We start from the raw sequence: 13237 nt of genomic DNA, 5'->3' as shown, positions 1-13237 counted from the left end.
CTCATCCGGCGGGGCCTGGACCGTTGATCCGGCTCAAGGGGGCGGGCTCCGAACGGGGCTTTGGCGAACCGGTCGGGGGCGGTGCGACCCCCGACTGGGCTACAAGACCGTCGGAGATGCGACCGGCGATGACCCGGGCTCCAGCGGGCGTCGCATGGTCGCCGTCAAACAGCATCGGGGCTCCGTCGCCGGCGACCGCCTGGCAGCGACGCGACGAACACAGCGCATCGATTAGCGAAACATAGCCGAAGCCGTGTTGGCGGGCCGCGATCTGGAACAGGCGATCGGCTTCAAAAGGCTGGCCCGACAACTGTCGCTCGAGGCTGGACGCATCGCCGGCGATCGCCATCCTGACCGCCCCGGCGGGAAACCGGCCGGGAAGGCCTTGCGTGCCGATCAGGACGAGGGCGAGCACGACGAGGCCCGCTACGGCGGTGACGAGCAAAAGCGCGTCGTACCGCTGGAACACCATGATGGACCAGTGCCACAGATAGAGCGAACAGGAGATAAGGCCGATGAAGACCAGCGGCCGCAGCGAGAGCAGACGTGAAACCCAGGTCCCGGCCTGACCGGAATGAATGATGAGCGCTGCGCACAGCCAGGGCGCGAGGGCGGCGATCCAGGGGAAGGGCGTGGTCTGGGTGAAAAGCATCATCGACCCGGCGATCAGCGCCAGCCCGGTCGCGGCGACGAGATTACGGACGAACGGGTTTCGAATTGCCGGAATGACGCCGAGGGCCAAGACCGTGCCGATCAGAAGCTCCCAGGCCCGGGTCGGCAGAAGGTAGAAGCCCCCTGAAGGGAAAGCCGTCACGGAGGCCGCGCTGAGGGCCAGGGACAGTCCGAGCAGGCCGGTGACGATGAGGGTCAGGCGGCGCGGGGCCCAACGCGTCACGCCCATGATGATCAGGGGGAAGACGAGGTAGAACTGCTCCTCAACCGCCAGCGACCAGGTGTGCAGCAGCGGCAGGCTTTTGACGGTGGGCTGAAAATAGCCGGCATCGCGCCAGAAATAAAGGTTCGACACCGAGCCGAGGGCCGCCAGGAGCGATCCTGCGTATTTGATGGTTTCGATGGGAAAGAAGCGCCAGACAACGAGCGCCGTCACGACCGTCAACAGGGCCACAAAGGCGGGAAGGATGCGGCGAATGCGCCGCCGGTAGAAATCAAGAAGGTCGAACCGACCCGCCGCCGCATCGGCCATGATGTGGCTGCTGATCAGATAGCCGGAAATGACGAAGAAGATATCGACCCCGACATATCCGCCGCGAAGGTAGGATTGGGCGATATGAAAGACCACCACCGGAAGAACGGCGATCGCTCTCAGACCGTCGATATCGCGGCGATACGCTCGCACCTGTTTCAAACCTGACGTCTCCCTCGACCCCGCTATCGCCGCCTGCGGGCGGGTTGCGGTTTCGAGCCCTCACCCAAACGAGCGCTGTGATCCAATGTACGGGAAGGATATTAACAACAAGGGCTTGAGGCCCGTCCGGTCAAGTCAGAACTGGCTGACGAGCGACAGCTGCAGCCTTGTGACGTTGTACCGGGGGCCGCGGCTGACGCCTTCGGACTGCTGGTCGATATAGATCAGGGTCCCGCTGAGCCCGAAATTCCGGTTGATTAGATAGGTGCCTCCCAAGGAGCCGAGGAGACGGGTGTCCTGGCGATCAACGCCGTTGTAGCTGTCGTCCGAATAACCGACGCGGCCGTTCAGAATGAAATTCCGCAGGAGTTCGTGGTCCACGCTGACGCCGCCTTCCGACCGCAGATAACCGGCGGCTCCGGGGACGCCGGCGTCCTCGATCGTTCGGGCTGCCGAGGCGGTGACGGTCGTCAACTCCGTCGGGAACCATTCGACCTGGGCGCGGGCGCCGAAGCCGCCAAGGTCGACGAAAGCGGAATTGTCGAAGCTTTGCGAGATGTAGCCGACGGCCACCTCGCCTCGGCTGACCGCGCCCAATTCGAAATTCACGCCCGCCAGGGCTTCGTAGCCGTTCGAGGTCCGGTCGGCGAAGCCCGCCGGGACGTTGCCGTAGGACCGGTCGTTGCCCGTGATCTGGGCGAAGACCGCTGTCGCGGGGCTTACGGCGTAGTCGACGCGCACCACGGCGCTCAAGACGTCTCTGTCGCGGTCGTTCTGTTCGATGACCGCGCCTGAGGTGCTGCGACCATTCTTGTAGTCGTAGCTTCGGACGTCCGCCCGAGCGCCGAGCTTCACCCGTCCGCGAATGCGCGACGCGGCGAGATAGGCCTGAGCCACGTCCAGTTCGATCGGTTCGGCTGCGGCGAGAGCGGTGTTGGTGGATGTCCGGGGCTCGATCTGGTGAGCGAAGTCGGCGCCAGCGGCGAGGTTGGCGCCGCGAACAATGTCGAGACGCCCACGGGTTCCCAGCGCCCACTCGTTTCGGTTTTCGCTTTTGAACTCCGCATTCCGGTTCAGGGCGCCGCGGACGTAGGCGGTAAGATAATGCCGCGACCATCCAGACTCGGCGGTGACCTCGGGCCGGACCCTGAAGATGACGGCGTCCTGCGCGTCAGTCTCCGTCGCAAACACATTGTCGTTGTATTCGACGTCCGTCTGGACCTTGGGGAAGATCGTAAACGCGCCGCGCGGCAGGCCCACGGCTTCATAGTCGGGTCGCGCGCGTTCCCTCACGCCCACGGCCCGGTCGCGGGCGAACAGATCCGCAGTCTGGCCCTGGGCGGTCCCCACGGCCTGCGCGGCCGCGCTCGACGCCGCTGCGACCACGAGGGCCGACATGACCCCAATCTGGAGTGCAAGCCGCGTCTGGTTATTCCGCTGGGACATGGATCGGGCCTACATTTTCAAAAGATTCAGGGCCGTCTTCGCTGGATGCGACGACGGCGACGTGATCGGACGCTTTTACCGTCCGCCCAAGGTCTCAGGACCTCGGGCGATAATCCGACCCGCCGGCGGAATCTCCCGCAGTTGGAGGCGCTCCGAACGGCGGAGCACTGGTATCGTTGCCCAATGATGCGGGGGACTCATCAATTTTCAGAAACCCGCGAATCCGCGTGAGAAGTTCGTCGAACGCTGCGGCGGCCTCTGCGCTCAGCGACCCGCTCGCCCCGAGCTGCGCCCGCGCCGCCACGAGCGCATCGACCGCGACCTCCGGCGTGGCGCCGCTGGTGGTGATGGTCTCTTCTAGGGCCTTCACCAAGAACGCCTGGTGTTCGGTGGCGGGAGCGCCGCTGGCGGCCAATTCACGCTGCCCATTCGTTACCGCCAAGGCCAGCGCGCTCGTTAAGGCCTCCACAGACACAGACAAAGGCGCGGGCGCCTGATCCTGGGCCGGTTGCGACGCGATCACCGCCGCGGCGACCGGCGCTGCCACGACCACTGCGGCGCCGATCAACGCCTTGGCCCAACCTGTCATACGTCTGCGGATCGCCACGTCCATCATCCTCATATCTCCCTACCTTGCCCGATCATTTTAAGTTCTACCATAGCTTGCGTCGATTTAGATTTCTTAACCGGGCGTTTGTGGCATAAATGCGACACTTGCGCCAGTCCAAACTTTCGGCGCTGCAGGCCTGGATGCGCCCCGCTCGCGGTATGCCCGCTGTGTCGTCAGGGTTGCGGACAGGCGTCCGGCCGGATCTCGGATCGTGCGGGCGAGGTTGTTGCTGCCGCGGTGAAAGCGCGCATAGACCTCAAGCTCTGTCGTCGCGCGCGCGCGCAGCGCCGGCGACAGGCGCCCCCAATTCTCAAACATGTATTTGACGCGCCAGCGCGTGATGTCCGGGCCAAGCGGCGCCGCGCGGTAGGAGCTCTCAAGGTCAGCCAGGGCGTCGCGGTCGAGGCCGCCGGTTTTGGCCTGGCGGATGTAGGCTTTCCGGGCCCAGGCGGTGGCCGTCAGGGGAGCGGCCGACAGGGCTGCCTCGTTCTCGCGCTCGGCGGTTGTCAAATCGGTGGGCGACTCGCGCAGGGCGCTGTCGGCGTTCATCTCCCGCCGCGCCGCGCTCGCGCCCTGGAGAGCGGCGTCGGTTGACGACAGACGGATCATCACACCTAGCGCAGCCGCCACGGTGCAGGTCGAGACGAGCAAGGCGACGCCGAAGGCCGGTCGCCGCACCTGTTTCACGCGATGGCGCCGTCTTGGCCGTAGGCTTTCTGATGGCGACACTCCCGGTCCTCCCTTGCGCTCTGGCGATCCGCCTTCATCGTACGGCAAGGCTTTTAATCATTTATGTTTTTCTTCCGGAGTATTGTGCGGTGCCGAAGAAGGCTTGAACTCGGGCCCGCGAACTGCAAATTGACAGGCTCTGCCTTGGACATCCCGCGCGGTCCGATCCGAGGCGTTCAGACACTATGCAGGAACCAAACGGATGAGGCATTGGCTAGGCACGGCTATCTTGGGGATCCTCCTCGCCTGCTCAGTGGCGGCGTGCGCGCCGGGCGCCGTCGGGGCCGGGCCGAGCAGCGGGGCGGGCGGCCTCGTTCCGACCCGGGAAGTGGCGGAGTATCGCCTGGGCGCGGCCGATAAGGTCCGGATTAACGTTTTCAACGAAGAGGCGCTGACGGGAGAGTTCCTCGTCGGCGGTAATGGCAAGATTTCCATGCCCCTGATCGGCGAAGTCCAGGCCGCCGGCCTGACCGTCTCCATGCTTCAGGAAGAGATCGCCGTCGCGCTGCGCCAAGGCTACATCAACGAGCCACGGGTGAGCGCCGAAATTCTCACCTACCGTCCGTTCTACATTCTGGGCGAGGTGAACAAGCCGGGGGAATATCCGTTTACGAACAACCTGACGGCGCTGAACGCGGTGGCCACCGCCCAGGGCTTCACCTACCGCGCGAACACCAAATTGGTGTACATCAAGCGGGCAGGGGACAGCGGCGAGCAGGCCTATCCGCTCACGACCGCAACACAGGTTGCGCCCGGCGACACCATCCGCATCGGCGAGCGCTACTTCTGAACCGTGCGGCCGGACAGGGCGGCAGGCCGCCGCAGCGATCGGCGAGCAGGAGCGTTCGCGCCGGACCGGGCATGCCGGCGCCGTCATAAGGGTCTCGTGATGTTTGGAAATCTGTTTAGAAGACCGGGTCCGCCGCTTCGCCGGCGCACGGTGAGGCTGCCGGATGACACAGTGGTGTGGGCGATCGGCGACGTTCACGGACGCCGCGACCTTCTCGAACCCCTGGTTGCCGAGTTGCTGGCGGATCTTTCGCGCAGCCCGGCGCGACGCAAGGTCGTCGTCTTTCTCGGCGACTACGTGGATCGCGGACCGGAATCGTGCGGCGTGATCGAGTTGCTGGCCTGCCTGCCGGGTGCGCACCCCTTCGAGTTTCACTTCTTGCGCGGCAACCACGAAGACCGGATGGAGGCGTTTCTCACGGATCCGTCCGTGGGCCCCAGCTGGTGTGACTACGGCGGCCGCGAAGCCTTGCTGTCCTACGGCATCGATGCCCCGGTCCGCCGGGACGACTTGGAAGGCTGGGCCATCACGTCCCAGGCCCTGAACCGCGCCATGAAGGAGGCCCATAAAACCTTCCTCGCCAATCAGGAAATGTCGCTCGGCATCGGCGACTACTTCTTCACTCATGCCGGAGCCAAGCCCGGGGTGCCCTTGGAGAGCCAGTCCAAGCACGATCTGATGTGGGTGCGGCAGCTTTTCCTGGACGACCCCAGGCCCTTCGACCGCGTTGTGGTGCATGGCCATACGCCGACAGAGAAGGTCCACATCGATCACCGCCGTATCGGCGTCGATACCGGAGCCTATGCGACCGGCGTGCTCACCGCCCTTCGCCTGGAGGGGGAGAGCCGCTGGTTGCTTCAGACGGCGAAATTCGGAGGCGGCGTCGAACTGTCGCTTCGAGCCGCCTGACTCTCGACCCGCCGCGACCGTGCGCCACGCCGGTTCGCCGCCCGCCGAGACTCGGCCAAGGGTGATGCCGGTTTCAGGACTCATTAACGGATGCCCGTTAACCGTGTTCAGGCATTGAGAGAACTCAACTAATGTCGTCGAACGTAAGTCGGCCGCCCCACGGCGCTCCCGTCGATCACCTGATCCGGGCGTGCCGGAGCCATTTTGTGGCCGTCGCCGCCTTCAGCGCGCTGTCAAATCTGCTTTTCGTCGTGCCGACCCTTTACCTGATGCAGGTCTACGATCGCGTGCTCCCGACGGGCGGGCTGATGACCCTCGTCCTGCTGAGCGGCGTCACCCTGCTGGCCCTGGGCGTGCAGGCGTTGCTCGACTGGGTGCGCTCGCGCATTCTGGTGCGCGCGGCCGCCCAGATGGATCTCAAGGCCTCGGCCGATGTGCTTTGGGCTGCGTTGTCGCGCAGCGCGAGGGGAACATCCGGCCAACGCGCAATCCAGAATTTCGACACTGTCAAGCAGGCCCTTTCCGGCCCGGTGCTTCTGTCAATCCTCGATGCGCCGTGGGGGCTGCTCTATCTGGGGCTGACCTATCTCCTTCATCCGGCCCTTGGCGTGCTGGCCACGCTGGCGGGCGCCGCCATGATTGCCGTCGCCCTGACCAACGAGCGGCGGACACGCGCGCCGCTCAAGGCCGCAGGGGAGGCCGCAGCGCGAGGCTATTCGACCCAGGAGGCGGCGTCGCGGGGCCTGTCGGTCGTCGGGGCCCTCGGCATGAAGCGCGCCATGGTCATCAAGCATCTGTCGGAGCGCTCGCAGATGCTGGAGTGGCAGTCGCAGGCCAGTTTTCGCGCAGCCGCCTACACCAGTTTCAACAAGACCCTGCGCATCGTCGTGCAATCGGCCTCGGTCGGCGTCGGCGCCTACCTCGTCATCCAGGGCAATCTGTCAGCGGGGAGCCTCATGGCGGCCTCCTTCCTCCTTGCTCGCGCACTTTCGCCGATCGAGCAAATCACGGGCGCATGGCCGACGCTCGACAAGGCTCGCAACGCCGCCCTTTCGCTCAAGGCGCTTTTCGACGCGACCGGCGCGCAACCTGACCGGACCCGGCTCCCCGCCCCGCGAGGGCGGCTGACGCTGGAAGACGTCACGGTCCAGGCCGGCGCAGGCGCGCGACCTATCCTCAGCGGTCTGACGTGCACGATCGAACCAGGCCGGATCACCGGCGTCGCCGGCGCCAGCGGATCAGGCAAGTCGACGATGGCGCGGGTCCTCGTCGGCGGGGCCGACCTCAGCTCCGGCCTTGTGCGCCTGGACGGCGCCGCCCTTCAGGACTGGGATTCCGACGCTCTGGGGCCGCACATCGGCTACCTGCCGCAGGAGTCCACCCTGTTTGAAGGCACTGTGAAGGAAAACATCTCCCGGTTCGGTACCTATGTCGCCGGCGACGCAGACTCTCTGGATGAATCCACGGTGGCGGCGGCCATGGCGGTCGGCGCGCACGACATGATCCTCACGCTGCCTCACGGTTACGACACCCGGCTCGGGGTTAACGGCAGCGGCCTGTCAGGCGGACAGACCCAACGGATCGCCCTTGCGCGGGCCTTCTTCGGCGATCCCGTAGTGCTCGTTCTCGACGAACCCAACGCCCATCTGGACGGGCTGGCCGAACAGCAGCTCATCCAGGCGATGACGAACGCGCGCGCCCGGGGCGCGACGGTGATCGTGATGGCGCACTCCCGAGCCCTGCTTGGACTGGCTGATGAGATCATTGTTCTCAAGAACGGCGAGATCGACCTGTCCGGTCCGTTGAAGGACGTCGCGTCGCTGATGCGTGAGCGGAGGTCCGGCCCGCGAACGTCGCCGGTCGACCGGACCGCCGAGCCGGCCGGCGATGACGCCCGTTCCCTCAATTCGAAAGCCGTCTCATGACCCCCCTGACGGCTTTCATGGAGACCTCTCCCCTGACCAAGGGGCTGTGCCACATCGCCGACGCCCGGCGCGACATCCTGCTTGGCGGCGCCGCAGCCACACTGTTCTTCGTCGGCTTCGTCGGCTGGGCCGCTTCGGCGCCCCTGGATTCGGCGGCGCACGCGACCGGCCAGGTCGCGGTCTCAGGCAGCAGGCAACAGGTCCAAAACCTCGAGGGCGGCGAGATTTCCGCCCTGCTGGTCAAGGAAGGCGATGTCGTCGCCGCCGGCCAGCCGCTGGTGGAACTGAACGCCGCTGAGGCCCGGGCCGCGGAGCGGGCCTTGGCCGCCCAAGTGATTCAGCACCAAGCCCAGATTTCCCGGATCCAGGCCGAAACCCTGGGACGGCCGTTCGAGGCGCTTCGCCTGCCGGCGAGCGCCAGCCCCGAAGATCGCGCGCTTGCAGCCGAGGCCGAAATCATGGCGCGGCGGGAGCTCGCGGCGCGCGACCGGGCTTACGCTACGGAACAGGCGGTCCTCTCGCGCCGTGTCGACCAGCTTCACGAACAGATCACGGGGGGGCGCGTCCAGAGCGCCGCCAATGAACGTCAGCAGGGCCTGATGGGTCAGGAACTCAGCGGGATGCGCCGCCTAGCGGACCAGGGCTATGCGCCCCTGACCCGGGTTCGCGCGCTGGAACGGGCGGCCGCCGAGCTCGAAGGCGCCAACGGTGTTCAGCGCGGGGAAATAGCGCGCCTCGGCGCGGGCGTCGGCGAAATCCGGCTGCAGATGAGCCAGACGTCTGCGGAGCGCGCCCGCCTGCTGGCCGCCGAGACCCGCCAGGCGCAGTCGGAGCTTTCAAGCCTTATCCCGCAATGGGAGGCCGCCAAACAGCGGCTGGAGGCGTCGCGGATAAAAGCACCCGTCTCCGGCACAGTGATGGGGGTGACGGTCCACACCGTCGGGGGCGTGGTGGCGGCAGGGCAGAACCTGATGGAGATCGTTCCCGTTCGGCCGTCGCTGACCATGGATGTCCGGGTCCCGGCGCGGGATGTGGAGGGGCTGTCTGCGGGGCAGGCTGTCGAAATCAAATTTCCCAGCCTCACGAACCGACGGACCCCGGTGTTGATGGGATCCCTGGCCGTTCTGTCGCCTGACACTCTCGTCGATGAGAAGACCGGCGCGACCTTCTACACGGCCCGCGCCGTCGTCAGTGAAGTCGAGCTTCTGAAGCTCAACCGGGGTGAGGCGTCACCCGTTCGGCTCAGGCCCGGAATGCCGGTCGAGGTGCTGATCCGCAAGCGCAAGAAGAGCCTTCTGGAATTCTGGTTTGAACCCCTGATGTCCTCGCTGTGGAGCCAAGGCGGTTAGCCTGCGGCCCGACGTCGACACGGCTGGCCGGGTATGCCGGCCAGCCGTGTCGAGTCAGGCATGACCCCAGTACGCCGGCGTCGGCTGCGAAAGCCATGCCACCATATCGGGCAGGGTGACCATTCCGGCAGGATCGGCGATGGCAAGCGCATGGCCTGCGTCCGTCGCCACGAAGTGGGGGGTCGTGAAGTCGCCCGAAACGCTGTGCGCCAGGTCCGTTGAAGACACGCTCGCGGATGCGACCGACTTGCCCGGCAAAGCGTCAGAGGCCGAGAAGAGAGCGCTGGGGGGCGAGGTCTGGGCCCCGACTCCGTCGAGGAGATGGCTGATGTCCATGTCGGCGTCGCTGACCGTATGGATGTCGCCGAGGCTCAGCGCCAGGCCCGGTTTGAGACTGGCGATCAGAGTCGGCTTACCAGCGCCCGTACCGTCTGCATCGAAGGTCAGGGCCCCGGTCTGGGCGTTCCAGAAGAAGGTCGGGCGGCCGGACACTGAGGCCGAACCGGAGGCGATGAAATCGGCGTCGCTGGCAGTCAGCGCGCGCTCGTCGCCCTTGATGGTCTGGAAGCCGAAGGCCGAGCGGGAAAGGGTGATCCGGTCCTCGCCATGAACGAAATCGGTGATTTTATCCGATCCATCCTTGTCTGCGAACAGGAACCGGTCAGCGCCGGCCCCGCCGGTCAGGGTGTCGGAGCCGATGCCTCCGCGAAGGGTGTCGGAGCCCCCGCCGCCAGACAGAACGTCGTCTCCGACGCCGCCCGTCAGATAGTTGTTCGCGGCGTCTCCGCGCAGGATGTCGTTAAACATCGATCCGGTCACACCTTCGATGCTGATATACCGGTCGCCCGCCGCCTCGCCGCTGTTCAGACCGGGATTGGACAGATCGACGGTCACTGCCGCCTGCGCCCCGAGGTACTGGGCCACATCGTAGCCGCCGCCGCCGTTGAGCGTATCGGCCCCGAGCCCACCCTCCAGCAGATCATTTCCGCCCCGGCCTTCGAGGACGTCCGAGCCGGCAGCCCCCGTGAGCAGGTTGGCGCCGTCATCGCCGCGAAGACTGTCGTTGAACGCCGATCCGGTGAGGTTCTCGATGCTGATGAGGCTGTCGCCGGCCGCTTCACCGGTGTTGCCGGATGGCGCTGTCATATCCACGGTGACGCCTGATAGGGCGTTGTTGTATCGCGCCGTGTCGACGCCGGCTCCGCCGTCCAGACGGTCAGCGCCGGCACCGCCCCACAGGAGGTCGTCGCCGTCTCCGCCATAGAGGCTGTCCGCGCCGGCGTCGCCGTAAAGATAGTCGGCACCCAACCCTCCCAAGAGGGTGTCGTCGCCGTCGCGTCCGAAGATCGAGTCTGAGCCGTTGTCGCCGGAGAGGATGTTCGACACGGCGTTGCCTCGCAACGTGTCATTGAACGCCGAGCCGGAAATGTTTTCGATGTCCCGATAGGTATCGCCCCCCGCCTCTCCGGTGTTCGTGCCCGGCGCCAAGAGGTCGACCGCAAGACCGGCGGCGGAGGCCTTGTAACTCACGGTGTCGGTTCCGTCGCCGCCGTCCAGCACGTCCGCGCCCAGGCCGCCGACGAGGACGTCGGAGCCCGCGCCGCCCCGCAGAGTGTCGTTCCCGGCGCCCCCGTCGAGCGTGTCGTTGCCGTCGCCGCCGTCGAGGACGTCGTTTCCGTCGCGGCCGAGCAGGAGGTCGTCGCCCGTGCCGCCCGTTAGCTGGTTGGCGGCGGCGTCGCCGGCGAGGATGTCATTCAGCCAGGAGCCGAGCAGGTTCTCGACGCCCACATAGGTGTCGCCGGCGGCTTCGCCCGTGTTCAGCCTGGCGTCCTGGAGATCGGCCTGAACGCCCGTGGCGCTGCTCTGGTAGCCTGCCGTGTCGATGCCGGCTCCGCCTTCCAGGCGATCGGCGCCGAGGCCACCGACCAGCATGTCATTGCCTTCGCCGCCCTGAAGGATGTCGGCGCCAGCATCACCGTACAGGTTGTCGGTGCCCGCTGCGCCGATGAGAACATCGTTGCCACCACGGCCGCGGATGATGTCGTTCCCGTCGCCCCCGTTGATCGTGTTTGCGCCGTCGTCGCCGCCGAGCGTGTCATTGAACGCCGAGCCAAGGATGTTCTCGATGCTGTCATAGGTGTCGCCCGCAGCTTCGCCCGCGTTCGCGGCGGGCGTGAGCAAGTCGACGACCACGCCGGCTTGCGCGCCCGCGTAACTGGCCGTGTCGATCCCGGCGCCCCCGCGCAGAATGTCGGATCCGGCGTCGCCCTGGAGCCTGTCGTCGCCGTCCCCGCCTTCGAGGATGTCGGCGCCGCCGCGCCCGACGAGAACGTCGGCGCCTGCTCCACCTTGCAACATATTGGCTGCGCCGTCGCCGAAGAGGCTGTCGGCGAAGGCCGAACCGCGGACGTTCGAGAGGGTTTTGAAGGTATCGCCTGCGGCGTCGCCCGTGTTCAGGGCGGACGAAGCGAGATCGACGAGCACACCCCTTGTCGCGGCGGCGTAGGAGACGATGTCTGCGCCGCCGGCCCCGATCAAGTCATGAGAGCTGTTCACGCCGTCGAAGACCCCGTCGGCCGGGCGAACGGTGAACTCCGTCCGGACGGTGCCGGAGCCGTCGGCGACATAGGTCGACTGAACGCCGTTTACGGGAACGGTAGTCGCCTGGATCCCGAAGTCGTTGATCGTCAATGAGCCCGTGCCGGAGAAGATCTCCGAACCCAGCTCCACGGAGGCGAGATATTCATTCGGCGACACGATGCCGAGAGACACAAGCTTGGCGAGAACTGCAGCGAAATCGACGGTGCCCCTGAAATTGTCTGTGTCGAGGATCAACGCCGTGTAGCGGCCGGTATGATAGATTTTGGCGGAGAAGTTGGCGTCGGAATAGGTTCCGATGAGGTCGCCGAACGGCGGGAAGTCGCCGGTGTGCGTCCAGATCATGATCTCATTGGTGATCGTGGACTCGCCCCCGCCCTTTACGCTGGTCAGCCAGATGTCGAAGGCGACGTTGAAGCCGGCCGTGTTTCCCGCGATGCTGACGTCGTAGTTGATAGCCAGCGACGAGATCGTGCTCACCTGAAGCGGGAAGACGCCGCCGATGTCTGTCGGCTTCTGGCCGCCGGCCATCGGGGCCGGGCCGAAGGCGACCTCGGGATAACCGCGGACTGGCGCGCCGTACTCCGTCGTGAAGGGGAAGGACCAGGTGAAGGTGGTGCCATGGCTTACGTTTGAGCGCGTCAGGGTGCTCTCGATCGTATAGTCCTTGTTCTCGACGAGCGCGCCTGGATTCCAGATGTTGTTGACGACGTACCAGCCGTTGACGAGCGTGGCCCGACCGGCCCCCGCCATCAGGCTCTCGCCCGCTTCGGCGACGTTGGCGATGCGAAACCCGAAGTCGTAACCGTGCAGGCTTGAAAGCGAGACGTCGCGCAAGACGAGCGACTCTCCGTTGCCCATGGCGAAGCTTACGTCGGACCCGTTCTGGGTCGCGGAGGCCATCAGTTGACTGAAGGTCGAGACGCCGTAGCCCTGCAGCTGGATTCCATCGACGCTGGGCTTGAAGTTGACGATGGCGTCGGAGCCGTTTCCGGCCACGATCCTGAACAGGTCCGCGTGAGAGCCGCCCACCAGGACGTCGTCCCCGGCCAGGCCGTTGAGGGTCGAACCGAAATCGCTGGCGACCAGGATATTGCCTAGGGCGTTGCCGGTTCCGGATCGAGCGCCCTGACCCGTCAGAATGAGGTTCTCCACGTTGGCGGCGAGGGTGATCGGGGCCCAGACGCTGGCGAGGATCGTGTCGATGCCGTCCTTGTCCTTTTCGGTGACAACCGCAGACGTGTCCCAAACGTAGTAGGTGTCGTCGCCCGCGCCGCCGATCAGGGTGTCGCCGCGCGAGGCGTAGAAGACATCATTTTTCGCCGTGCCGGTCTGGGTTTCGGCGTTTGCCGATCCGGTAACCCAATTCTGGGTTGCTCCCGACTCGGCCATGATCAGTTTTTTGGCGTTAGTATACATTGTTACTGTTCCCGAAAGGAGCTCAATACTCGCCCTGAAAACCGTAACTTGTGGTTTGGAAACGAGGTTAAACCTCGGATAACCAACTTCAGGCGT

The 13237-nt window shown here is 65.7% G+C and carries 9 protein-coding genes; 4 read left to right on the top strand and 5 right to left on the bottom strand.

From position 1 onward, the window contains the following. Nucleotide 1 precedes the first annotated feature (1 nt). From ACP694_RS08175 to ACP694_RS08160, 4 genes are all read right to left on the bottom strand, one after another. Nucleotides 2-1357 carry an acyltransferase family protein gene (locus tag ACP694_RS08175; RefSeq protein WP_426011834.1) on the bottom strand — a complete coding sequence of 452 codons (1356 nt, stop codon included), beginning with the start codon at nt 1355-1357 and terminating at the stop codon, nt 2-4. Between the two features lie 144 nt (nt 1358-1501). Then, nucleotides 1502-2764, bottom strand: a complete 1263-nt coding sequence (locus tag ACP694_RS08170; protein WP_426011633.1) for an outer membrane beta-barrel protein — start codon at nt 2762-2764, stop codon at nt 1502-1504. 142 nt (nt 2765-2906) lie between these two features. Then, the gene (locus ACP694_RS08165) at nt 2907-3428 is read right to left on the bottom strand and encodes a hypothetical protein (RefSeq protein ID WP_426011632.1); all 522 of its coding nucleotides are present in this window, start codon (nt 3426-3428) and stop codon (nt 2907-2909) included. 66 nt (nt 3429-3494) lie between these two features. Continuing rightward, a complete protein-coding gene (locus tag ACP694_RS08160) occupies nt 3495-4109 on the bottom strand; it encodes a hypothetical protein (RefSeq protein WP_426011631.1) in 615 nt (204 codons plus the stop codon). A gap of 271 nt (nt 4110-4380) precedes the next feature. On the opposite strand from ACP694_RS08160, the gene ACP694_RS08155 reads away from it, so the two are divergent. The 4 genes from ACP694_RS08155 to ACP694_RS08140 all read left to right on the top strand — a co-directional run bounded on the left by ACP694_RS08155 (nt 4381) and on the right by ACP694_RS08140 (nt 9124). After that, nucleotides 4381-4941: a polysaccharide biosynthesis/export family protein gene (locus tag ACP694_RS08155; RefSeq protein WP_426011630.1), complete on the top strand. Its 561-nt coding sequence runs from the start codon at nt 4381-4383 to the stop codon at nt 4939-4941. A 171-nt stretch (nt 4942-5112) separates the two neighbouring features. Further along, nucleotides 5113-5850 carry a metallophosphoesterase family protein gene (locus tag ACP694_RS08150; protein WP_426011629.1) on the top strand — a complete coding sequence of 246 codons (738 nt, stop codon included), beginning with the start codon at nt 5113-5115 and terminating at the stop codon, nt 5848-5850. Nucleotides 5851-5981: 131 nt separating this feature from the next. After that, a complete protein-coding gene (locus tag ACP694_RS08145) occupies nt 5982-7775 on the top strand; it encodes a type I secretion system permease/ATPase (RefSeq protein ID WP_426011628.1) in 1794 nt (597 codons plus the stop codon). After that, nucleotides 7772-9124 (top strand): HlyD family type I secretion periplasmic adaptor subunit, encoded by a 1353-nt coding sequence (locus ACP694_RS08140; protein ID WP_426011627.1) that lies wholly within the window; start codon nt 7772-7774, stop codon nt 9122-9124. The genes ACP694_RS08145 and ACP694_RS08140 overlap by 4 nt, the downstream gene beginning before the upstream one ends. 54 nt (nt 9125-9178) lie before the next feature. Here ACP694_RS08140 and ACP694_RS08135 read toward each other — a convergent pair whose 3' ends face one another. Then, a complete protein-coding gene (locus tag ACP694_RS08135; RefSeq protein ID WP_426011626.1) occupies nt 9179-13141 on the bottom strand; it encodes a GH12 family glycosyl hydrolase domain-containing protein in 3963 nt (1320 codons plus the stop codon). Nucleotides 13142-13237: the final 96 nt, after the last annotated feature.

Origin of the sequence: Caulobacter sp. DWR2-3-1b2, from assembly GCF_049896345.1 — a bacterium.
Classification (GTDB): Bacteria; Pseudomonadota; Alphaproteobacteria; order Caulobacterales; family Caulobacteraceae; genus Caulobacter.
This window is presented reverse-complemented; position numbering and strand designations above follow the sequence as displayed.

Bases quoted from the DNA above. Each gene is read 5' to 3' on its own strand.
- ACP694_RS08170 (WP_426011633.1), bottom strand. From the start codon at position 2,764: ATGTCGGCCCTCGTGGTCGCAGCGGCGTCGAGCGCGGCCGCGCAGGCC.
- ACP694_RS08145 (WP_426011628.1), top strand. From the start codon at position 5,982: ATGTCGTCGAACGTAAGTCGGCCGCCCCACGGCGCTCCCGTCGATCAC.
- ACP694_RS08165 (WP_426011632.1), bottom strand. From the start codon at position 3,428: ATGATGGACGTGGCGATCCGCAGACGTATGACAGGTTGGGCCAAGGCG.
- ACP694_RS08140 (WP_426011627.1), top strand. From the start codon at position 7,772: ATGACCCCCCTGACGGCTTTCATGGAGACCTCTCCCCTGACCAAGGGG.
- ACP694_RS08135 (WP_426011626.1), bottom strand. From the start codon at position 13,141: ATGTATACTAACGCCAAAAAACTGATCATGGCCGAGTCGGGAGCAACC.